The sequence below is a fragment of the Paenibacillus sp. J31R120 genome (assembly GCF_056269225.1).
Genome location: NZ_JBWDNN010000003.1, coordinates 430,760 through 451,486, shown reverse-complemented (window position 1 = coordinate 451,486; position 20,727 = coordinate 430,760). Strand labels below are relative to the sequence as shown.

At 52.0% G+C, this 20,727-nt stretch carries 22 protein-coding genes and 1 riboswitch; all 22 genes read left to right on the top strand.

Annotated features, from left to right (window positions below):
• The first annotated feature begins 94 nt into the window (after positions 1 to 94).
• The 22 genes from AC0YNW_RS14555 (at position 95) to AC0YNW_RS14450 (ending at position 20,650) form a co-directional block, all read left to right on the top strand.
• Positions 95 to 748, top strand: a complete 654-nt coding sequence (locus AC0YNW_RS14555; protein ID WP_475832575.1) for a stage V sporulation protein AA — start codon at positions 95 to 97, stop codon at positions 746 to 748.
• Positions 741 to 1,169: a stage V sporulation protein AB gene (locus AC0YNW_RS14550; RefSeq protein ID WP_475832574.1), complete on the top strand. Its 429-nt coding sequence runs from the start codon at positions 741 to 743 to the stop codon at positions 1,167 to 1,169. Before AC0YNW_RS14555 ends, AC0YNW_RS14550 begins: the two co-directional genes overlap by 8 nt.
• A 32-nt stretch (positions 1,170 to 1,201) precedes the next feature.
• Positions 1,202 to 2,857, top strand: a complete 1,656-nt coding sequence (locus AC0YNW_RS14545) for a spore germination protein (protein WP_475832702.1) — start codon at positions 1,202 to 1,204, stop codon at positions 2,855 to 2,857.
• Between the two features lie 135 nt (positions 2,858 to 2,992).
• The gene (gene lysA / locus AC0YNW_RS14540) at positions 2,993 to 4,324 is read left to right on the top strand and encodes a diaminopimelate decarboxylase (RefSeq protein WP_475832573.1); all 1,332 of its coding nucleotides are present in this window, start codon (positions 2,993 to 2,995) and stop codon (positions 4,322 to 4,324) included.
• A gap of 52 nt (positions 4,325 to 4,376) precedes the next feature.
• Positions 4,377 to 4,808 carry a peptidylprolyl isomerase gene (locus AC0YNW_RS14535; protein WP_387473839.1) on the top strand — a complete coding sequence of 144 codons (432 nt, stop codon included), beginning with the start codon at positions 4,377 to 4,379 and terminating at the stop codon, positions 4,806 to 4,808.
• Positions 4,809 to 4,840: 32 nt separating this feature from the next.
• A riboswitch (FMN riboswitch) is annotated at positions 4,841 to 5,043 on the top strand.
• Between the two features lie 269 nt (positions 5,044 to 5,312).
• On the top strand, positions 5,313 to 6,449 hold the full coding sequence (gene ribD, locus AC0YNW_RS14530; protein ID WP_475832701.1) for a bifunctional diaminohydroxyphosphoribosylaminopyrimidine deaminase/5-amino-6-(5-phosphoribosylamino)uracil reductase RibD: 1,137 nt from the start codon (positions 5,313 to 5,315) through the stop codon (positions 6,447 to 6,449).
• Between the two features lie 37 nt (positions 6,450 to 6,486).
• On the top strand, positions 6,487 to 7,152 hold the full coding sequence (gene ribE, locus AC0YNW_RS14525; protein WP_475832572.1) for a riboflavin synthase: 666 nt from the start codon (positions 6,487 to 6,489) through the stop codon (positions 7,150 to 7,152).
• A 33-nt stretch (positions 7,153 to 7,185) separates the two neighbouring features.
• On the top strand, positions 7,186 to 8,442 hold the full coding sequence (locus AC0YNW_RS14520; protein ID WP_387473833.1) for a bifunctional 3,4-dihydroxy-2-butanone-4-phosphate synthase/GTP cyclohydrolase II: 1,257 nt from the start codon (positions 7,186 to 7,188) through the stop codon (positions 8,440 to 8,442).
• A 40-nt stretch (positions 8,443 to 8,482) separates the two neighbouring features.
• Complete coding sequence (gene ribH, locus AC0YNW_RS14515) at positions 8,483 to 8,953, top strand: 6,7-dimethyl-8-ribityllumazine synthase (RefSeq protein WP_120113199.1); 471 nt, start codon at positions 8,483 to 8,485, stop codon at positions 8,951 to 8,953.
• Between the two features lie 33 nt (positions 8,954 to 8,986).
• Positions 8,987 to 9,766 (top strand): segregation and condensation protein A, encoded by a 780-nt coding sequence (locus AC0YNW_RS14510; RefSeq protein ID WP_387473830.1) that lies wholly within the window; start codon positions 8,987 to 8,989, stop codon positions 9,764 to 9,766.
• A complete protein-coding gene (gene scpB, locus AC0YNW_RS14505) occupies positions 9,735 to 10,337 on the top strand; it encodes an SMC-Scp complex subunit ScpB (protein WP_387473827.1) in 603 nt (200 codons plus the stop codon). The genes AC0YNW_RS14510 and scpB overlap by 32 nt, the downstream gene beginning before the upstream one ends.
• Positions 10,338 to 10,398: 61 nt before the next feature.
• On the top strand, positions 10,399 to 11,085 hold the full coding sequence (locus AC0YNW_RS14500) for a DUF2953 domain-containing protein (RefSeq protein ID WP_475832571.1): 687 nt from the start codon (positions 10,399 to 10,401) through the stop codon (positions 11,083 to 11,085).
• Positions 11,058 to 11,546 carry a GerW family sporulation protein gene (gene ytfJ, locus AC0YNW_RS14495; RefSeq protein WP_387473822.1) on the top strand — a complete coding sequence of 163 codons (489 nt, stop codon included), beginning with the start codon at positions 11,058 to 11,060 and terminating at the stop codon, positions 11,544 to 11,546. The genes AC0YNW_RS14500 and ytfJ overlap by 28 nt, the downstream gene beginning before the upstream one ends.
• A 157-nt stretch (positions 11,547 to 11,703) precedes the next feature.
• Positions 11,704 to 12,786: a D-alanyl-D-alanine carboxypeptidase family protein gene (locus AC0YNW_RS14490; RefSeq protein WP_475832570.1), complete on the top strand. Its 1,083-nt coding sequence runs from the start codon at positions 11,704 to 11,706 to the stop codon at positions 12,784 to 12,786.
• 113 nt (positions 12,787 to 12,899) lie between these two features.
• Entirely contained in the window at positions 12,900 to 13,553 is a 654-nt protein-coding gene (locus AC0YNW_RS14485; protein ID WP_475832569.1) for a nucleoside recognition domain-containing protein, read from the top strand.
• On the top strand, positions 13,546 to 14,082 hold the full coding sequence (locus tag AC0YNW_RS14480) for a spore maturation protein (protein WP_387473814.1): 537 nt from the start codon (positions 13,546 to 13,548) through the stop codon (positions 14,080 to 14,082). Before AC0YNW_RS14485 ends, AC0YNW_RS14480 begins: the two co-directional genes overlap by 8 nt.
• Before the next feature lie 56 nt (positions 14,083 to 14,138).
• Entirely contained in the window at positions 14,139 to 14,882 is a 744-nt protein-coding gene (locus AC0YNW_RS14475) for a pseudouridine synthase (protein ID WP_475832568.1), read from the top strand.
• An 85-nt stretch (positions 14,883 to 14,967) separates the two neighbouring features.
• On the top strand, positions 14,968 to 15,498 hold the full coding sequence (locus tag AC0YNW_RS14470; RefSeq protein WP_387473809.1) for a redoxin domain-containing protein: 531 nt from the start codon (positions 14,968 to 14,970) through the stop codon (positions 15,496 to 15,498).
• An 11-nt stretch (positions 15,499 to 15,509) separates the two neighbouring features.
• The gene (resB, locus tag AC0YNW_RS14465; protein WP_387473806.1) at positions 15,510 to 17,186 is read left to right on the top strand and encodes a cytochrome c biogenesis protein ResB; all 1,677 of its coding nucleotides are present in this window, start codon (positions 15,510 to 15,512) and stop codon (positions 17,184 to 17,186) included.
• Entirely contained in the window at positions 17,183 to 18,442 is a 1,260-nt protein-coding gene (gene ccsA / locus AC0YNW_RS14460; RefSeq protein ID WP_475832567.1) for a cytochrome c biogenesis protein CcsA, read from the top strand. Before resB ends, ccsA begins: the two co-directional genes overlap by 4 nt.
• Before the next feature lie 27 nt (positions 18,443 to 18,469).
• Entirely contained in the window at positions 18,470 to 19,186 is a 717-nt protein-coding gene (locus tag AC0YNW_RS14455; RefSeq protein ID WP_116044806.1) for a response regulator transcription factor, read from the top strand.
• The gene (locus tag AC0YNW_RS14450) at positions 19,187 to 20,650 is read left to right on the top strand and encodes an ATP-binding protein (RefSeq protein WP_475832566.1); all 1,464 of its coding nucleotides are present in this window, start codon (positions 19,187 to 19,189) and stop codon (positions 20,648 to 20,650) included. It begins immediately after the preceding gene.
• Positions 20,651 to 20,727 lie beyond the last annotated feature (77 nt).

Below are 20,727 nucleotides of genomic sequence, written 5' to 3'. Positions count from 1 at the left end.
AACCTTCATATTTTTGGCTGAGTATCCTTATCCTCCTTGTCTCATACTAATCGAGAAACGAATTGCCATGAAGGGGCAGAAGGGATGATGACATATGGGCAGTTCCAGCCATGGGGTCCTCTATCTGCGATTGAAAAAAAGAATCTACATCCGGCCCACGCACACGGTTACGCTTGGACAAGTGGCGAGACTGATGACGGACGATGACGGGTTGGAGGACAGCTTGAAGAGTCTCAAGCTCTACGAGCATAGCAAGCAGGACGGCAACCGCGTCGTCATTGATATGCTCCAGATCGTCAAGTCGATACGGCAGTTATATCCTGACGTGACGATTGAAGCTTACGGCGATCCGCAGGTGCTGCTGATGGTTGCCGACAAGCCGGTCAAGCCGAGGTACGCACTGCTTGTGCTTGCGTGGCTGCTGCTCTTTTTTGGAGCGGGGCTGGCCATTATGAATTTCCACACAGACGTGAGCATGAAGGAAGTCCATATCCGTATTGTCGAGCTTGTAACGGGGAAGAAGACGGAGCATCCGCTTTGGTTCCAAATCCCGTATTCGTTCGGTGTCGGACTGGGTATGGTGCTGTTCTTCAACCACATCTTCCGCAAGCGGTTTAATGAAGAGCCCAACCCGCTGGAGGTCGAGCTGTTCATGTACCAGGAAAATATTAATGACTACGTCATTGCGGATGAGATGAGGAAAAAGGCCAATTACGACCAGCTCCACGGAGGCGGTTCCCATGATTGATCTATTGGCGAACTTGTTCATTGCCGTGCTGGGCATTGGCGGAGGCCTGGCGGTGGGCAGCGGGCTCGTGGCGCTCTTGATTGTCTTCGATCTGATACCGCGGCTGGCGCAGCTGACGAACGCATTCCGACTATCGATCTGGTTCGAGACAGCTATTATTAGCGGAGCGCTCTATTGGACATTCGCCGACTTTATGGACTGGCGATTGTCGCTGCCTCCACCGCTATTCTTAAGCGGAGCGGGGCTGTTCGACGGAATCTTTGTAGGGATGCTGGCCGCTGCGCTGACGGAAGTCATGAACGTTCTGCCGATTCTGGCGAAGCGGCTGCAGCTGTCACGTTATATCGTAGGACTTGTAATGGCGATGGTATTGGGGAAAACATTTGGTTCCTTGTTCGATTGGCTAGTATTCCAGTGGTAAAGCGAGCAAACAGAAAACGAGGTGGGCCGATGATGAGTGATATGCAAAGAGAGAACGAGGAAGTTAGCAAGGACGGCGGGATGAAGCCGCAATTTATATCCGAAGACCAGTTGCAGGAAGAATCTCGCCGAGGCGGAGCTGAGGAGGAAGGCAACAGCTTCGATGAGATTATGCAAGTCAGCAGGGGGATCGAGGAGCAAGAGGAGAAAGAGGAGAAAGAGAAGAAGAAGAGGGAACCGATTCCCCATCATCTGGACACTGTGCTGAAGAAGCTGGAGGAGATGGGCTACAAAACAAGCTTTGATGTTGTCGTACGGGAGATGACATTCGGAGAGAAGAGGACGGCGCTTTTTTGCCTGAATGGCCTGGTGAAGGAAGAAGTATTGACGGAAGTGCTCATGAGACTGACCTATCTGGAGCCAGGCGATTTAAGCAGCGATGCGCTTCATTCGTTCCTGGACTTCTATGTGCCTGCTGCGCAAGTAGACAAGGAAGAAGACTGGGATATGCTGATTACGTTTGTGCTGGCTGGCGGCAGCGCCTTATTCATTGATGGAGAAAGCAAAGCGCTGAAGATCGATGCCAAAAACTTTCCGGCACGCGGCATGGAGGAGCCGTCCCTGGAGAAGGTCGTGCGCGGGGCGCGCGATGGCTTCAACGAGACGCTGATGGTCAATATCTCCCTTGTCCGCAGAAGGCTGCGCGATCCCAAGCTGCGCTATGAGCTGGTCATGGTCGGAGAGCGCACCAAAACGGACGTGTGTATTGCCTATATCGACGATATTGTAGATAAAGAGCTGCTGAAGTCGATCAAGGACAAAATATCGATGGTCAAGGTAGACGGCTTGCCGCTTGCGGATAAGCAGCTGGAGGAAGCGACGATCAAGCGCGGCTGGAGCCCCTTCCCGCTCGTACGCTATTCGGAGCGCCCAGATACGGTTGCAGCGCATTTGCTGGAAGGGTCAGTCGCCATCTTTGTGGATACCTCTCCCAGCGTCATGACATTGCCAACAACGTATACCGACCTGGTTCAGCATGCAGAGGAAAACAGGCAGACGCCATTCATTGGCACTTATCTGCGCTGGGTCAGATTTATTGGTATATTTGCATCACTATTTATGTTGCCCCTATGGCTCTTGTTCGTCATGCACCCGGAGTTCAAGCCGCCGATGCTGGAGTTTCTGGGGCCGAGCAAGACGGGGAAAATTCCGCTCTTTGTGCAGTTTCTTCTCGTGGAGATCGGCGTCGATTTGCTGCGGATGGCATCCGTACATACGCCGACTACCCTTGCGACGGCCATGTCGCTGGTAGCTGCGATATTGATCGGCGATATTGCGGTGCAGACGGGGCTGTTCGTGAATGAGGTTATCCTTTATATGGCTATCGCAGCAATTGGAATGTTCGCTACGCCAAGCTATGAGCTCGGTCTTGCCAACCGGATCGTACGCCTGGTGCTGCTTATGGCGGTGGCGGCCTTCAACGTGCCAGGGTTCGTCATTGTAACGACCGTGATTGTCATTTTCCTGGTGAACGAGCGTTCGATGAACCGTCCGTATATGTGGCCGATCATCCCCTTCGATGCGAAAGCGCTGCTCAGCATCGTCATTCGTCAGCCGCTTCTCTATAATCGGACAAGGCCGAATATATTGAGGCCGCAGCAGCGGGACAAGATGCCGGAGACGAGCTAAAGGAACGTAAAAATACAAATGAAATGCGAAATTATCCATTTCAGATGCGCTGCTCATGCGTTATACTGATGCTATAGTTGCAAATAATATCAGTAGCGCTTCATGATGGAAGCGTCAAAAAAGCGAGGGGTAGCAATGTATCTGCACGGTACGAGTAACATTAATGCAAACGGTCATTTGGAATTAGGCGGGAATGACGTCACAGACTTGGCGAAGAAATTCGGTACGCCATTATATATTGTTGACGAGGCTCTTGTGCGCCAGCGCGCCAGAGAATATGTCGAAGCATTCAAGGCTTCCGGACTGAATTTCCAGGTCGCCTATGCGAGCAAGGCGTTCAGTGTCATGGCGATGTGCGCCATCGCTGAGCAAGAGGGACTATCGCTGGATGTGGTGTCCGACGGCGAGCTGTTCACGGCTCTGCAAGCGGGTTTCCCGGTAGAGCGCATCCACTTCCACGGCAACAACAAAACGCCGGATGAGATCAACATGGCTCTGGACGCAGGTATCGGCTGCTTCGTCGTAGACAACTTCGACGAGTTGGCGCTGCTTAACGCCCTTGCCGGCGACAAAGCCAAAAAAGTAAACATTCTGCTGCGCATTACACCAGGCGTAGAAGCGCATACGCATGATTATATTTCGACAGGACAGCAAGACTCCAAGTTCGGATTCGATCTGGGCAACGGCGCTGCGAAGCAAGCGATTGAAGAAGCGCTGAAATTGGACAATCTGGTTATCCTGGGCGTTCACTCCCATATCGGTTCGCAAATCTTCGAGGTTGAAGGCTTCCGTATGGCGGTTGACAAGGTTGCTCAGTTCGCCGTTTCCATCCGCGCAGAGCTGGACTTGACCTTCAAGGTAATCAACCTGGGCGGCGGCTTCGGCATCCGTTACGTAGAAGGCGACACGCCGCTTCCGGTCAGTGAATATGTAGGCGCCATTACGGACGCAATCAAAACCAACTTTGCCAATGCGGACTTCCCGCTTCCGGAAATTTGGGTAGAGCCAGGCCGCAGCATGGTCGGCGATGCCGGCACAACGTTGTACACTGTAGGGACTAGCAAAAATATTCCCGGCGTACGCAAATACATCGCGGTTGACGGCGGCATGACAGACAATCCGCGTCCAGCCCTGTACCAATCCCGTTATGAGGCCCTTCTGGCGAACCGAGCGAACGAAGCGACAGAAGAGACGGTGTCTATTGCAGGCAAGTGCTGTGAGAGCGGCGACATGCTCATTTGGGATCTGGAATTGCCGAAAGCGGAGACCGGCGATCTGCTTGCCGTATTCTGCACAGGCGCATACAACTACGCGATGGCAAGCAACTACAACCGCATCCGCCGTCCGGCTGTCGTCTTCGTAAAAGACGGCGAGGCAGACCTTGTTGTTAAGCGCGAATCGCTTGACAATATTGTATGCAATGACGTGATTCCGGCAAGACTGCAGAAATCAACCCTTGCGAAGTAAGGGCAGAATTGGTAACGTAGTCTTATTCGGATAAAGAAAGGTAGATGCAATAATGGCAAAACAAGCGAAAATCAAATTGGCGAGCGGCGGAGAGGTTCATCTGGATCTGTTCGACCAGGACGCGCCTAATACTGTCGCGAACTTCGAGAAGCTGGCGAACGACGGTTTCTATAACGGTCTGACTTTCCACCGTGTTATTCCAGGTTTCGTAGCACAGGGCGGATGCCCGAATGGCAGCGGAGCAGGTGGACCAGGCTACACGATCAACTGTGAGATCAACCCGAACAAGCATGAGCGCGGTACGCTTGCGATGGCCCATGCCGGCCGCAACACAGGCGGAAGCCAGTTCTATATCTGCTACCAGCCGCAGCCGCATCTGGATGGCGGACACACGGTTTTCGGCAAAGTAACAAAAGGCATGGAGTTTGTTGACGCGCTTAAAGGCGGAGACAAAATGGAGACAGTTGAAGTTTCCGAAAAATAATGGTACGATGTGTACTATAAATTAGTAAGTTAGCTTTCCTTCGGGGCAGGGTGAGATTCCCAACCGGCGGTGATCGGAGCGCAGCGCAGAACGGACAACCGTATGTGCTGCGCATTCCGTTAGTCCGTGACCCGGGCTGATGAGCTCATAAGGGCAATAACTTGTGAGGCATTGGAACGGTGGACCTGGTGCAAATCCGGGACCGACAGTATAGTCTGGATGGGAGAAGGAGAAGCTTCGGCAATGCAGTACAACAGATTTTTCATTTTCCCTTGTGCATCTTTTCACATGTATAGGGAGAAGTCTATTTGTTGACTTTGCGAGTAAGAGATGCAAGACCGCTTTATTGCGGTCTGTTTTGGAGCATGCTTTGGCATGAAGGCGCAGCTATGCACGGTTATTTGTGCTGACTTAGCGGTGCTTGCCTTGTTTGCTTATGGGCATATCTTATTACTCACGCCGTTGTTCTCGATATCTCACCCCCCTGTCGGCCAGCTTGCCGGTATGGGGGGTTTTTGCGTCTTGATCGATATATTGAATGACGAGTATTACATGTCGCTGGCGATTCAGATGGCGGCGAAGGCTTCCGGGCAAACCGGAATTAATCCGGTTGTTGGCTGCGTTGTAGTGAAAGAAGGACGTATCGTAGGCATCGGCACTCATCTGAAGCGGGGCGAAGGCCATGCCGAGGTGCATGCGCTGTCGATGGCCGGCAGCGAAGCGCAAGGAGCGACGGTCTATGTGACCCTGGAGCCTTGCAGCCACCATGGCAAAACACCGCCCTGCTGTGATCTGATTATAAAGTCTGGTGCAGCCAGAGTCGTAGTCGCGGCCACCGACCCTAATCCCGTTGTCTCCGGTACAGGAGTGAACCGGTTAAGGAAGCATGGCATTGAAGTCAGCACGGGCTTGATGGAGCATGAATCCCAAGCCTTGAATGAGAAATTCAATAAGTATATTACAACCCGCCTGCCGTTCGTAACCTTGAAGACGGCCAGCACGCTGGACGGCAAGATCGCAACGGAGCAAGGCGACAGCAAGTGGGTGACAGGATCTGTCGCAAGGGAGCAGACGCATACGCTGCGCCATCAGCATGCGGCGATCATGGTTGGCATTGGAACAGCTTTGGCTGATGATCCTCAGCTGACGACCCGTGCGGCAGTGCCTGCCATCCATCCGGTCCGCATCATCGTCGACTCCAAGCTTCGTCTTCCGCTTGAAGCTCGTGTGGTGAGCGATCCATCGGCGCCTACGATTGTGCTGACAACTGAGCAAGCCGATACCGAAAAGCAGCGGCTGCTGAAGGAGGCCGGCATCGATGTCATCACTTGCGGCAGCGGTCCGGCCGTGGACATGAAAGTAGCGCTGGCTGAGCTTGGGCGCCGAGAGATCGGCTCCATCTTGCTGGAAGGCGGGGGCAAGCTAAGCGGGACGATGCTTGACCAAGGTCTGATCGATAAAGTCGTGCTCTATTATGCGACCAAATTTATCGGCGGCGCCGAGGCACCGCAAAACATTGCGCTCCCCGGCCGTGCCGCGATGTCGGAGGCTATTCCATTGGAACGGGTTCAGGTAGAGATGGCGGGAGACGATATATGCGTGACCGGATATCCTAGATACGCTGCGGATACAGGGGCATGATAGGGCGAGCCGGCGCGAGGGAAGGAGCTTAGGACTCATGTTTACAGGCTTGGTAGAGGAAATAGGAACGATGAAGAGCGTGAACAGGCAAGGTGAAGCGATGATCTTGACGATTGCGGCGAAAGTCGTAACGGAAGGCGTCAAGCTGGGCGACAGCATATCGGTCAATGGCGTATGCTTGACGGTCACTTCCTTCGATCGGCAATCCTTTGCGGTGGATGTGATGCCGGAGACGTATCGCCGGTCCGGCCTGCATCTGCTGCAGTCGGGAGAGCCGGTTAATCTGGAGCGGGCCATGCAGGCCGGCGCCAGATTCGGCGGACATATCGTGCAGGGCCATGTCGACGGCACCGGAAGGGTCGTCACGCGCAAGGCGGATGCCAATGCGGTCGTGTTTCGGATTCGGCTGGATGATCCGGAGCAGCTGCGCTATATTATCCCCAAAGGCTCTGTTACGATCGACGGAATTAGCTTAACCGTTATAGACACAACAGAAGACGGCTTTACCGTATCGATCATTCCGCATACGCTTGCCGAGACTGCGCTGCAGTACAGGCAGCCAGGCTCGATTGTGAATATCGAGACCGATATTATCGGGAAGTATGTGGACCATCTGCTGCATTTCAGGGGTCACAGCACCCCTAAGAAAAACGAACCATCCAAGCTGTCAACCGCTTATTTGGCGGAGCATGGGTTTTTATAAGAGAGAATATAGAAGGCCAGGGAGGGAACCAAAATGAATCATGCCGAAGAACAAGATGTATTTGACACGATTGAAGCAGCAATAAGCGAACTGAAGCAAGGCCGTCCAGTCATTGTCGTCGATGATGAGGACCGCGAGAATGAAGGCGATCTGATCGCACTTGCGGACGGAGCGTCACCGGAAGTTATCAACTTTATGATTACGGAAGCCAGAGGCCTGGTCTGCGCGCCGATTACTCAGGAGAGGGCCGAGGCGCTGGAACTGCCGCCGATGGTCACGCATAATACGGATTATCACGGAACGGCATTTACCGTCTCTATTGACCATGTGTCGACCACGACAGGCATCTCTGCTCATGAGCGGTCGCTTACGATAAAAGCATTGATCGATCCCGATGCGAAGGCAGGCGATTTCCGCCGGCCGGGACATATCTTCCCGCTGATTGCCAAGGAAGGCGGCGTGCTGAGACGCGCGGGCCATACGGAAGCTGCCATTGATCTGGCGAAGCTTAGCGGCTCCAAGCCGGCTGCCGTTATTTGCGAGATTATTAAGGAAGACGGCTCGATGGCCAGATTGCCCGATTTGGTAGAATTCAAGACGAAGCATGGCCTGAAGCTTGTTACGATTCAAGAGCTTATCCGCTATCGCAATGAGAAGGAGAAGCTGGTAGAGCGTGCGGTTGATGTGAAGATGCCGACCGACTTTGGCCAATTCAGAGCGATTGCTTATACGAATCAGGTGGATCAGAAAGAGCATGTCGCGCTTGTGAAAGGCGAGATTGATCCAAGTAAACCAACATTAGTGCGCGTTCACTCCGAATGCCTCACGGGCGATGTGTTTCACTCCCACCGCTGCGATTGCGGTCCACAGCTTGCCGCGGCGCTGAAGCAAATCGATGAAGCCGGAAGCGGTGTGCTGCTCTATATGAGACAGGAAGGACGCGGCATCGGTCTGATCAACAAATTGAAAGCTTATGAGCTTCAGGAGCAGGGATTCGACACGGTTGAAGCGAATATTAAGCTAGGCTTTGCTCCGGATTTGCGGGAATATGGCATAGGAGCTCAAATTTTGAAGGATCTTGGCGTATCCAAGATGAGATTGCTGACGAACAACCCTCGTAAAATCAGAGGACTCGAAGGCTACGGCCTGGAAGTAGTCGAGCGCGTTCCGATTCAGATGGAAGCGAACGAGAGCAATCGCCATTACTTGCGCACGAAGCAGGCGAAGCTTGGCCACATGCTGCGTATAGAAGGTCTGGAGCCGGATGCGGTACCCCAGCAGGAACAATAAATTAGACCCATACAAACAAATTTGAGAGGATGTTTTGAACATGACGAAAATTTATGAGGGACATTTAGTATCAGAAGGGTTAAAATATGGCGTAGTGGTTGGAAGATTTAATGAGTTCATCAGCGGCAAGCTGCTAGGCGGAGCTTTGGATGCGTTCAAGCGTCACGGAGCTTCCGAATCGGATGTGGAAGTGGCTTGGGTACCGGGCGCTTTCGAAATTCCGCTAATCGCGCAAAAGATGGCGGAGAGCGGCAAATACGACGCCGTTATTACGCTTGGCGCTGTCATCAGAGGCGCTACGCCTCATTTCGATTATGTGTGCAACGAAGCGGCTAAAGGCGTATCTGCCGTAGCGCTCAAAACAGGCGTTCCGACGATTTTCGGTGTATTGACGGTCGATTCTATCGAGCAAGCCATTGAGCGCGCAGGTACGAAAGCAGGCAATAAAGGCTACGAAGCGGCTGTTACCGCGATCGAGATGGCGAATTTAACGAAACAGCTGCAAGGATAACCGGCCAGCTGTACAACGCGGGAGGTTGCAAGAGTGTCTGTGCTTTATAAGCTGGAAGCATTCGAAGGTCCGCTGGACCTTCTGCTTCATTTGATCGACAAGGCTGAGATTGATATCCATGAGGTATCCATTAGCGAAATTACCATTCAATATATGGAGTATCTGGATGCCATGAAGGAGCTGGAGCTGGATGTAACCAGCGAGTTTCTCGTCATGGCGGCGACTCTGCTGGCAATTAAGAGCAAGCAGCTCTTGCCGAAACCTCCCGTCTTTGAAGATCATTACGAGGAATGGGAAGATGACGGCCTCGATCCTCGCGACGAGCTGATTCAGAAGCTGGTGGAATACCGCAAGTTCAAGCAATTGGCGGATCAGCTGCGGGAGAAGGAATTCGAGCGCAGTCTCGTATTTTCCAGAGAGCCGGAGGATATGACCCCATTTCTAAAAGAAGAAATCATCAATCCCGTTGAAGGCTTGCATGTCTCGGATTTGGTCGCTGCTTTCCAGAAGGCGCTGCGCAAAGCCGCAAGGCGAAACGTAATCGCTACCGTACAGCGGGACGAGATATCGGTCAAGGACCGGATCAGGGATATCGTGGACGTGCTTAAGCAATATGAGACGGTCAGGTTCTCCAAACTGATCCGCGAGAACATGGATCGGCATGAGGTCGTGGTGACGTTTCTTGCGATATTAGAGCTAATGAAGATGAAGCATATTCGCTGCTTCCAGCATTCGCTCTTTGAAGATATCGTCATTCATTGGAGAGGAGAATCGGAAGAAAATGGATTATCAGAAGTTGAAGTCGATTATTGAGGGACTTCTATTCATGGCCGGCGATGAAGGATTAACCAAACGCCAATTGGCGGATATCTTGGAGATGGATTCCGACTTTGCCTCTGAATTGGTATATGACTTGCAACGGGATTTGCAGCGCGAGGAGCGGGGAATTCAAATTACCGAGGTTGCATCCGCCTACCGGATGACGACCCACCCGGAGCATGCACTGTATTTTGAACGCATGGCTTATACGCCTACCAGGGCTCAGCTGTCGCAGGCAGCGCTGGAGACATTATCTATTGTCGCTTACAGACAGCCGATCACGCGTATCGATATCGAAGAAATTCGCGGCGTGAAGAGCGATCGTGCCATACAATCTCTGGTATCAAAAGATTTGATCGAAGAGGTGGGCCGCGCGGAAGCCATCGGCAGGCCAATCTTATACGGAACAACGAAATCATTTCTTGATTATTTTGGATTGGCCTCCATACGCGAATTGCCGGAGCCGAAGCATATCGATGTCGATGATGCGCTGGACGAGCAAACCCAGATGCTGTTCGAGCGCCTCGATGGAAGACAAATGACAATTGATGAATTAAAAGAATGAGAATCAGCCGCCAGGCCATACTAATTTCAACCTATATTAGGGAAACGGAGGAAGCATTAACATGCCCGGTAACCCTTACGGTTGGATTTGGGCCGGCGGCTTTTTTTTGCTTGCCATCGTCGTTGTTTTGTCCTCCCCGGTCGTCGTTCATGGATATGTGAGGCGGATTGGCAATAATGATGATGCAGAGCTAAACGTGAGAGCATTGTTCGGCCTCATTCGATACCGTTACAAAATCCCGTTCATGAGCATGGACGGTCTGGCTGTGAAAGTGGATGAACAAGTGAGCGCAAGCAAAGCGGGATTGAATACATGGAAAGAGTTCAACGACGAGATCGACACGGACAAAGTCGTCAGCTCTATTGAGAAGTACAAGGAGATCCTTCGTTTGACCAAGGATTTGAAGGGTTGGATTAAGGATACTCTAGCCAGAGTACACCTGACGGAATGGCGCTGGACGACCTCCATTGGTACCGGTGACGCAATGTGGACGGCTATGGCTACTGGTGCCGTCTGGTCAGTGAAGACGGGGATTCTGGGGCTGCTGTCCCAGATGGTTCATGTGAAGAGCGGGCCGGTAATGGAGGTCCACCCCAACTTCAGCCAACCAGCTTTTAAGACCGAGTGGTCGTGCATAGCGCAAATCCGCTTCGGTTATGCTATCCTTGCCGGACTGCAGCTTTTAGTTCGCATGAAGAAATGGAAGGGAGGCGTCAAAGCATGGCAGAACATCCTATTCAGGGCCTAATGCAAACCGCTATGGAAAACATTAAAGAGATGGTAGACGTAAATACCATCGTTGGCGATCCGGTTCAGACGCCGGATGGCAGTGTTATTATGCCGATCTCGAAGGTTGGCTTTGGCTTTGTTGCCGGCGGAAGCGATATTCGTACGGAGAATGAGCATAAACACACAGGCGGAGCAACGGATGCGCATAACGCTTCCGTATCGCTGCCTTTTGGCGGCGGCAGCGGCGGCGGTGTATCCATTACGCCGATCGCTTTTCTCGTTGTGGGCACTCATGGCGTCAAAATCGTTCCGCTTGATAATCAGACCCATCTGATGGAGAAAGTGATCGATTCCGCTCCAAAAGTATTCGAAAAGCTTCAGACGATGATGCGAGGCAACCATTCCGACACGGACTACGTGGAGACAACAACCACGATTATCGACGGACATGTTGCGGATGAGACCGAGCGACACGGTTAAAAGTTGTCCCATATGCTTATCCCCTGACTGCCCGAAAGGGCAGTTTTTCATTTTTTTGAATGAATCGCCTCGTCTACCCCGGGCAGTACAAGCATATACTATGGCAGGAGCAAGAAAGTCGTCAGCTTACCATCGCAACGAGAGGGGTATACACAGCATGAACAGCGAAAAGCGAAGCAGACTCATGCGCCTAATTGCGCTGTTGATCATCATGTCGTTTATGAGCTGGACAATAGTGCCTGGCAGCGCGACAGCGGCTCCTTCGCCGCTTGGTACGAAGGCGCGTGCATCGGCACTGATTGATGTTCAGTCGGGCAGATTGCTTTACAGTCATGAGGGAGATACGCCGATGCGGATCGCCAGCTTGACGAAAATTATGACCGCGATTGTAGCGATCGAGCACGGCAATATGAACGATATGGTGAAAACATCCAAACGCGCATTCGGCAGGGAAGGTTCGTCGATCTATCTCAGGCTGGGAGAAGAGATGAGCCTATCGAATTTGTTGTATGGACTGATGCTGCGCTCAGGCAACGATGCAGCAACCGCCATTGCGGAGCATGTAGGCGGTTCTGAGGAGGGCTTTGTGCTTCTTATGAATCAGAAAGCGGAAGAGATCGGACTTGCTCATTCCCAGTTCCGCAATCCGCATGGCTTGGATGAGGAGGGTCACTACTCCACGGCCAACGATCTTGCCAAGCTGACTGCCTACGCGCTTAGAAATGAAGCTTTTGCGGAGATTGTCAAGACGAGAGAAAAGCGAGCCCCTAATCCCATTGACAGATGGGACTACCGCTGGCAAAACAAAAACAAAATGCTGGCGATGTACGAAGGGGCCGACGGTGTCAAAACAGGCTACACCAAAAAAGCGTTTCGCTGCCTGGTAAGTTCCGCCACTCGTGAAGGCCAGCAGCTAGCGGCTGTGACCATCAATGACGGGGACGATTGGGCGGATCATCGCCATATGCTGGATTGGGGCTTCAAGCATTATCCGCTGGTGTCCATTATTGAGAAGGGCAATGATATTGCCGGTTATCCGTACGTTGCAGCTCAAAGATTCCATTATCCGCTTGAATCGGACGAGCAGAATGCCGTTCATTCCAAGCTTCAGCTCATAGATGCAGCAACTACAGCATATGCGCTTGGCGAGCGCGGCCGTCTGGCATTTTATCTGAACGGACAGCCTATCGGCGCAGTGCCGATCTACGAGCCAGGCAACCCCAGATTAGGGAGTCAATAAGCTGATAAGCCAGCGTTTTGAATTTTCATCGGAATCGCTGATTCATCATTGACGGTGTTCGAGCGGGAGATCGGGAACTGGTCAGTAACGGTATGCGGGGGAGGAAGTCAATTATGGTGAACTGGATTTGGTTGTTTTTTATCGTCATAAGCGTAGTTGTGGCTGCGACAACCGGCAAAATGGATACCGTTACGCAAGCGGCCTTCGACGGCGCAAAATCAGGCGTTACGGTAAGCTTTGGTTTAATTAGCATTATGGTATTCTGGCTCGGAATGATGCGCATTGCCGAAGATGCCGGACTATTGACGAAGCTGGCTCGTCTGCTTCGGCCCATTGTACGCTGGCTGTTCCCCGATATACCGAAGGATCATCCCGCCATCGGTTACATCATGAGCAATTTAAGCGCCAATTTGTTTGGACTCGGCAATGCTGCCACCCCAATGGGGATCAAAGCGATGCAGGAGCTTCAGAAGCTCAATCCGGATAAGGACACCGCGACGCCAGCGATGTGTACGCTGCTGGCGCTGAATACATCAAGCATTACGATTGTTCCGACAACCCTTATTGCGATCAGAATGAATTATGGCTCGGCGAATCCTGCTGAGATCATAGGAACGACGCTGGCTGCTACATTCGTAGCAACAGCGGCGGCTATTCTGGCTGACCGCTGGTACCGCCGCAAATCCCAAGCTCCTCCAACCACCCCCCGTCCGCCTTTAACGGGCAAAGGACGGGTACGGCCGACGGGAGGTGGAGAAGTTGTATGAGTTGTTTACCAAGCTGTCATCCTGGATGATTCCCGCTATTATTGTGTTTATTCCGCTTTACGCCGCTATGCGAAGACGAATTCCTGTCTATGAGACTTTCGTAGAAGGAGCAAAGGACGGCTTCGGAACGGCCATCGCCATCATTCCCCCCTTGGTAGGCATGATGGTAGCGATTAGCATGTTTCGCGCGTCAGGAGCCATGGATTTGATGTTGTCGGCGGTTAAACCGGCTTTCGACTGGATGGGCATTCCCAGCGAAGTCGTTCCGCTTGGCATTCTTCGGCCTCTCACAGGTGCGGGGTCGCTTGCTTTTACGGCGGATTTGATTCAGACCTACGGCCCGGATTCCATGATAGGCCGCATCGCTTCGACGATCCAAGGCAGCACGGATACGACGTTGTATGTTCTTACCGTATACTTCGGCGCTATTGCGGTCAGACGTACGCGCTATGCGCTAAAGGTTGGCCTTTTCTCTGATATTGTCGGATTTTTTGCGGCAATCGCCATTTGCTTATACATATTCAGGTAGCGGAGCTTGTGCTTTACTCTCGATATCGTTATGATGGAGAGTGAGGTGAAAGAGCATTGGAACGTTTACAGAAGATTTTGGCTCAGGCAGGAATTGCATCCAGACGGAAATGCGAGGAGCTTATCTTGTCCGGCGCCGTTGAGGTTAACGGAGAGAAAGTAACGACGCTCGGTGTGAAAGCGGACGTAGCGGTCGATACGATTACCGTAAACGGTAGGCCCATCAGGGGCGAGAAGAAGATTTACTTAATGATGAACAAGATGAAAGGCGTTATTACAAGCGCTAAGGACCCTCAAGGACGCAAGACCGTTACTGACTTCTTGCCGGGCATCAAAGAAAGAGTGTATCCGGTTGGCCGGCTCGACTATGATACCGAAGGCCTGCTGCTGCTCACTAATGATGGCGAATTCGCGAATAAGCTGACACATCCCAGCCATCACGTTCCGAAAACCTATCACGCTACTGTGAAAGGCGTTCCGCATGGAACTGCGCTGGAGAAGCTTCAGAGAGGCATTATGCTGGAAGATGGCATGACATCTCCGGCAGAGGTAGAGTACCATGATGTGGACACGGAGAAGAATGAAGCGACGATCTCGATTACGATCTATGAGGGGCGCAATCGCCAAGTCCGGCGGATGTTCGATGCCATCCATCATAAAGTCATACGGCTGAAACGAATCAAATTCGGAGAGCTGGGCTTGCAGCAATTGGGCAGAGGCAAGTTCCGTCATCTCACGCCGCAAGAGGTTCAAGAACTTCTGGGAGCAGCAACCAAGACACATAAAGTTCATAAAAAGTGATCGGCGGCGGCAGTTATTGCCGTCGACTTTTCGTTATAATGATACTAGGACAGCTGTGTCAATAGAACGGGTGGTGAATACATACATGGGTAAGTCGCGCAAGAAGATTCAGATCGTGATCTTGCTCGCAGTGCTGATATTAGGCGGTTATGCCATTGGCTCCACGTTCTTCGGGAAGGACAAGACGGGGCTTCTTAAAGTTGGTGCCGAGCCGCCGAAATTTGAGCTAGCGGATCTCGATGGGAACGTCCGAAGCTTGTCTGAATTCAAAGGGAAGCCGGTTGTTGTCAATTTCTGGGGAACCTTCTGTGAGCCATGCGTCAGAGAGATGCCGGAATTCGAGAGGCAATACGAGAAGTGGAAGGATCACGACTTGGTCATTCTGGCGATTAACTTGAGCGAGGATACGCTCACCGTCAACAACTTTGTGAATCGCTTTGATCTGTCCTACCCCATCCTCCGGGACGTGAACCGTCAAACGGAGCGCAGCTACGGGCTGCGGCAATATCCGACCACGTTCTTCATTAAGCCTGACGGAACGCTGATGGAAGTGAAGGTCGGAGGCATGCTGGAGAAGGATATCGAGGAACGAGTGGAAAGATTGTTGCAGTTGTAGGAGGTCATCACGTGTTAACGGTAGAAAATACAAAATGCGAATGCGGTCATCAGAATGCGGTCGGAACCGTGCTTTGCGAGTCCTGCGGCAAGCCGCTCCTGAAGGACTTGCAGCAATCCGATACGCCGCTGGAGATGCGCTATGACGGAGTGGCCCGCAGATCGCAGAAGAGCAATCAGACGGTGATCGACAAGATATGGAGCTTCTTCTCCTCGGTCAAGATCGCGATCTACTTGATCGTCATTACGTTCCTGACAGCTATGCTGGGCACGATCTATCCGCAGGAGAGCACGTTCATCAATAATTTCGATCCGTCTACCTATTATGAGAATACATATGGTTTGCCGGGCAAGATCTACTATATGCTTGGCTTGTCCCACACGTACGAGAGCTGGTGGTTTATCGGCCTGCTCGTCATGATCGGAACGTCGCTGGTCATTTGCAGCTTGGACCGGGTGCTTCCGCTGTACCGTGCGCTGAACAAGCAGCAGATACGTAAGCATCACCAATTCATATTGCGCCAGAAGACGGTATATACCGCCGATATTGGGGGCGATCCGAAGGAATGGGTGGCGAATTTCGGCGCTCAGCTGAAGCGCAGAGGATACAAGGTGCATCAAGAGGAAGGCCAAGGGACGGCTCTGCTGGCAGAGAAGAACAGATTCAGCCGGTGGGGTCCATACATTAACCATATTGGCTTGATTTTGTTCTTGCTTGCTATTCTGGCGCGCAGTATTCCGGGCTGGCAGATGGATGCTTATGTAAGCGTACCCGATGGCGATACGGTCAAGATTGCGGGAACGAACTACTATATCAAGAGCGAAAAGTTCATCGTCGAGTTCTACAAGGACGAAGAGCTTCCGGAGCAGCTTCAAGGAAAAGCACGAGCCAAAAACTACGAGACGCAAGCTGTCTTGTACGCTTGTGTGAGCGATTGCAACGATCCGCTCAAAGAGCCGGTGCTGGAGGAAGTCAAGCGTCATAACATCATTGTGAATGAGCCACTCGTCTATGACGGTCTTAAGCTCTACCAGTTTGACTTTGATTTGACACCGAGGCTGAATGCGGTGAATCCGATTCTGGAGGACAAGCAGACCGGCGAGAAGTACGGCCCGTTCTATCTCCCTATGAAGGATTCGGCGCTGCAGCATAAGCTAGGACCTTTTACGCTAGACCTGTTCGCCAACTACATGGAATTTGCGCTCAATAGCGAAGGAAAGCCAACGACGCTATCTCGGGATCCGAATGCGCCGGCCTTTGTCTTTACAGTCAAAGGGCCAGGGCTGAAGCCTGAAGGCGAGCCGTACATCTACTTCCCGATGCAGAAGGACAAGGTGAAATTCGCACAGGATACGATTAACCGCGAAATCGCGGGCAAGATCGAAATTCGGGTGGACGGCATGGAAAACGTTGACTTCTCCGAGGCTACGACCCATTTGAACGTGCGTGTGGACAAGGCTCTTCCGTATCTATGGGTAGGCGCGGTCTTCTCTATGCTTGGCTTAATCATGGGATCGTATTGGCAGCATCGCCGGATCTGGCTTCGCATCGATGACGGGAAGCTGGCGCTTGGCGCTCATACGAACAAGAATTGGTTTGGCATGCGTTCGGATGTAGCACATGCCCTGAAGAAGATCGGAATTGAAATTGATCCGAAGACGCTAGATAACGGAGGGAAAAACGCGTGAGTTTATTGGACTTTAGCAGTGATGCGTTTATGGTTGCCTTTTTTCTATATTGCTTTGCTTTCATGTTCTATGTCATCGCCATAGCGGGCAAGAAGTGGAGCAACCGCGATCCCAAGATGCATGAGAAGCGCTGGGGCAGAATCGCATTTATCGTGTCGACCGCAGGTTTGGTCGCACATCTCACCTTCTTCTTTACACGCTGGATCGGAAGCAAGCAGATTCCGACAAGCAACATGTACGAGTTCATGACATTCCTCGGCATGGCGATCATGATCGCCTATACGATCGTATATGCCATGTACCGCAAGCCATTGCTCGGCATGTTCGCAATTCCGCTTACGATTATTATAATCGCTTACGCGTCCGTATTCCCGCAGGAGGTTCAGCCGCTCATTCCGGCTCTGAATTCCGTGTGGCTGAAGGTCCACGTGACGACAGCCGCGCTGGGCGAAGCGTTTTTTGCCGTCGGCTTTGCTGCCGGTCTGATGTATCTGCTCCGCGTCGTCAACTTCACTGACAAGACAAAGGAAGCGAGACGCGCACAATTTTGGATCGAATTCACGCTTTATTCGATTATCGTCATTGTCGGCTTTATCGTAGCTGTCTTCGGATTCCGATTTGCGGGCTATGAAGCATCGTTTACGGAAGAGAAGGTGCATATCGATAATAAAGGCCAGGAATCCACGATTGTGGATACGGTCCATTACTATTTGCCGCCAATTGTACAGCCGTATAATAGCCAAATCGTCGAGGTTCAAACGTTCCTTGGCATGGACAAGCCGTTGTTTGAAGCGCCATATTGGATGAACGGCGTCAACGCAGGACGCAAGCTCAACACGGTTGTATGGTCGATTATTGCGGGTACACTGCTGTACGGCGCATTGCGGTTGTTATTCCGCAAGCGTCTTGGCGCAGTTATTCATCCCGTTATGGAAGGCATCGATCCGGATGACCTGGATGAAATCAGTTACCGGGCTATTGCGATTGGCTTCCCGATCTTTACGCTCGGCGGACTCATATTTGCGATGATCTGGGCGGAGATCGCCTGGGGCAGGTTCTGGGGATGGGATCCGAAGGAAGTATGGGCGCTTATTACCTGGCTGTTCTACAGCGCGTACCTTCATTTCCGCTTGTCGAGAGGCTGGCAGGGTCTGCGTTCGTCGTGGCTTGCAGTTATCGGCTTCGTGATCGTATTGTTCACACTCATTGGGGTTAACCTCATTATTGCAGGCTTGCATTCTTATTCCGGTGTATAATGGAGCTTATGAAAGGAGTTGCTTGACATGTCCGACTACGGAAATCGCATATTGGTTGTAGACGATGAGGAGCGTATCCGCCGTCTTCTGAAAATGTATTTGGAGAAAGAAGGCTATGTCATCGATGAAGCCGAAGACGGAGAGACCGCTTTAAGGCTGGCATCCAATACCGACTACGCTCTTATCTTGCTGGATGTCATGCTGCCGGGTATTGACGGGGTGGAGGTATGCTCCCGTCTGCGCCAAGTGAAAGCGACGCCGGTCATTATGCTGACGGCCAAGGGAGAAGAGATGAATCGCGTTCAGGGCTTCGAGGTCGGCGCCGACGATTATGTCGTCAAGCCATTCAGCCCGCGCGAGGTCATTTACCGGGTGAAGGCAATCCTTAGACGCTCATCTGCGACCGCTTTCCTTACGAAGGAACTGAATACGAGCAATAATATTGTATTCCCTCATCTTGTGATCGAGCATGATGCGCATCGCGTCACAGCTGGCGGACACGAGGTCAGCCTGACGCCGAAGGAGTATGAATTGCTGCATTACTTGGCGGTATCGCCGGACAAGGTGTTCTCTCGCGAAGAGCTGCTGAAGGATGTATGGAATTATGAGTTTTTCGGTGATTTGCGTACGGTTGATACGCATGTCAAGCGGCTGCGCGAGAAGCTGAACAAGGTATCCTCGGAAGCGGCGGCTATGATTACGACGGTATGGGGCGTAGGCTATAAGCTAGAGGTACCGAAATAAATGAAGCTCTGGGATCGATTGGCGCGTTTGCTGTGGCATAGCGTCGTGGGCAAGCTGTGGGCGACCATCATGTTGTTGGTCGCCGTTGTGCTTCTTATCCTCGGCGTTTTTTTGCTGCAGTATATCGATATATGGTTTGACGAGAATTCGTCGCATGATATTAAAGTGCTGTTTATTATTACGGCCATTATTGGATTTCTGTTGTCTACGTTTTTTGCTTTTTTCCTCTCGGCCAAAATCCAACAGCCGCTCCTTCAGCTGAAGAATGCCGCGGATTCCGTATCGCAAGGCGATTATAGCACGCGTGTGCATATCAGCTCCTCTGACGAGATCGGCCAGTTGGCCATTACGTTCAATAACATGACAGAGCAGCTTGATAAGCTGATCCATGCCCTGCACCATGAGAAGAATCACCTGTCGAGCATCTTGCGCAGTATGGGGGATTCTGTCATTACCTTCGATTCGGAAGGGCAGGTCATCTTGACGAACCCAAGCGGCCAATTGCTTATTAATGGCTGGTCGTCGCTGGAGTCCGCATGGGAGCAGGAGCCGATGGAGGATGTGCCGTCATTTCCCGGCGTGCCAATGCCGCTGAGGCAGCTGTTCCAGCATGTCATGAAGGATGGCAAAGACTTGACCGAAAAAGTCCATGTGCATAGCAGCGTATGGTCGGTGGTGATGGCTCCCTTGCAATCCGGGAACGTCACAAGAGGAGCGGTAGCCGTAATCCGGAACGTAACAGAAGAGCACAAGCTCGATAAGCTGAGACGCGACTTCGTGGCGAACATTTCGCATGAGATCCGGACGCCGCTTTCAATGCTTCAAGGTTATAGCGAGGCTCTGCTTGACGATATCGTTGCATCGCCGGAAGAGAGAAGAGAGCTAGTCCAGGTCATCTATGATGAATCGCTTCGAATGGGCAGACTGGTCAACGACTTCCTTGATACTGCCCGTATGGAAGCTGGACATGTCGAGATGAACTTTCAGGAGATTGATCTGGGGCTTGTCGTCCGCAGAGTACACCGCAAGTTCCAGGTGTACGCCAAGGAACGCGAAGTAGCCTTGCATGTCAATGCTCCTGAGGACCAGCAGCTGACACTTAAGCAGGCGGATGAGGATCGGCTGGAGCAGGTGCTCACGAATCTGATGGACAACGCGGTGCGCCATACGCCTGCTGGCAAATCCATTACGATTGGAGCTGAGCATCTTCATGTAAGCGGGGAGCCTTATATTCAGCTGGAAATTAGCGATGAAGGAGTGGGCATCCCCCCCGAGGATGTTCCTTATATCTTTGAGAGATTCTATAAGGCTGATAAGGCAAGAAAACGGACAGGCGGCACGGGTCTTGGACTGGCTATTGTGAAAAACCTGATTGATCTGCATCACGGTAAAATTCATGTAAGCAGCACAGCCGCTACCGGCACAACCTTTACACTTCTCCTTCCTGTCGAAGGGAAAGAATAATTGTCACCGAATCGGGAAGGATGTCCGTATAAGCGGAAAATAAGAAAAAGCGTTCCATCGCTGGAACGCTTTTTTTG

Bases quoted from the DNA above. Each gene is read 5' to 3' on its own strand.
- ribD (WP_475832701.1), top strand. From the start codon at position 5,313: ATGGGGGGTTTTTGCGTCTTGATCGATATATTGAATGACGAGTATTAC.
- scpB (WP_387473827.1), top strand. From the start codon at position 9,735: ATGGATTATCAGAAGTTGAAGTCGATTATTGAGGGACTTCTATTCATG.
- AC0YNW_RS14490 (WP_475832570.1), top strand. From the start codon at position 11,704: ATGAACAGCGAAAAGCGAAGCAGACTCATGCGCCTAATTGCGCTGTTG.
- AC0YNW_RS14455 (WP_116044806.1), top strand. From the start codon at position 18,470: ATGTCCGACTACGGAAATCGCATATTGGTTGTAGACGATGAGGAGCGT.
- lysA (WP_475832573.1), top strand. From the start codon at position 2,993: ATGTATCTGCACGGTACGAGTAACATTAATGCAAACGGTCATTTGGAA.
- AC0YNW_RS14520 (WP_387473833.1), top strand. From the start codon at position 7,186: ATGAATCATGCCGAAGAACAAGATGTATTTGACACGATTGAAGCAGCA.
- AC0YNW_RS14450 (WP_475832566.1), top strand. From the start codon at position 19,187: ATGAAGCTCTGGGATCGATTGGCGCGTTTGCTGTGGCATAGCGTCGTG.
- AC0YNW_RS14545 (WP_475832702.1), top strand. From the start codon at position 1,202: ATGAGTGATATGCAAAGAGAGAACGAGGAAGTTAGCAAGGACGGCGGG.
- AC0YNW_RS14500 (WP_475832571.1), top strand. From the start codon at position 10,399: ATGCCCGGTAACCCTTACGGTTGGATTTGGGCCGGCGGCTTTTTTTTG.
- AC0YNW_RS14555 (WP_475832575.1), top strand. From the start codon at position 95: ATGGGCAGTTCCAGCCATGGGGTCCTCTATCTGCGATTGAAAAAAAGA.
- AC0YNW_RS14535 (WP_387473839.1), top strand. From the start codon at position 4,377: ATGGCAAAACAAGCGAAAATCAAATTGGCGAGCGGCGGAGAGGTTCAT.
- AC0YNW_RS14550 (WP_475832574.1), top strand. From the start codon at position 741: ATGATTGATCTATTGGCGAACTTGTTCATTGCCGTGCTGGGCATTGGC.
- AC0YNW_RS14485 (WP_475832569.1), top strand. From the start codon at position 12,900: ATGGTGAACTGGATTTGGTTGTTTTTTATCGTCATAAGCGTAGTTGTG.
- ribE (WP_475832572.1), top strand. From the start codon at position 6,487: ATGTTTACAGGCTTGGTAGAGGAAATAGGAACGATGAAGAGCGTGAAC.
- ribH (WP_120113199.1), top strand. From the start codon at position 8,483: ATGACGAAAATTTATGAGGGACATTTAGTATCAGAAGGGTTAAAATAT.
- AC0YNW_RS14470 (WP_387473809.1), top strand. From the start codon at position 14,968: ATGGGTAAGTCGCGCAAGAAGATTCAGATCGTGATCTTGCTCGCAGTG.
- ytfJ (WP_387473822.1), top strand. From the start codon at position 11,058: ATGGCAGAACATCCTATTCAGGGCCTAATGCAAACCGCTATGGAAAAC.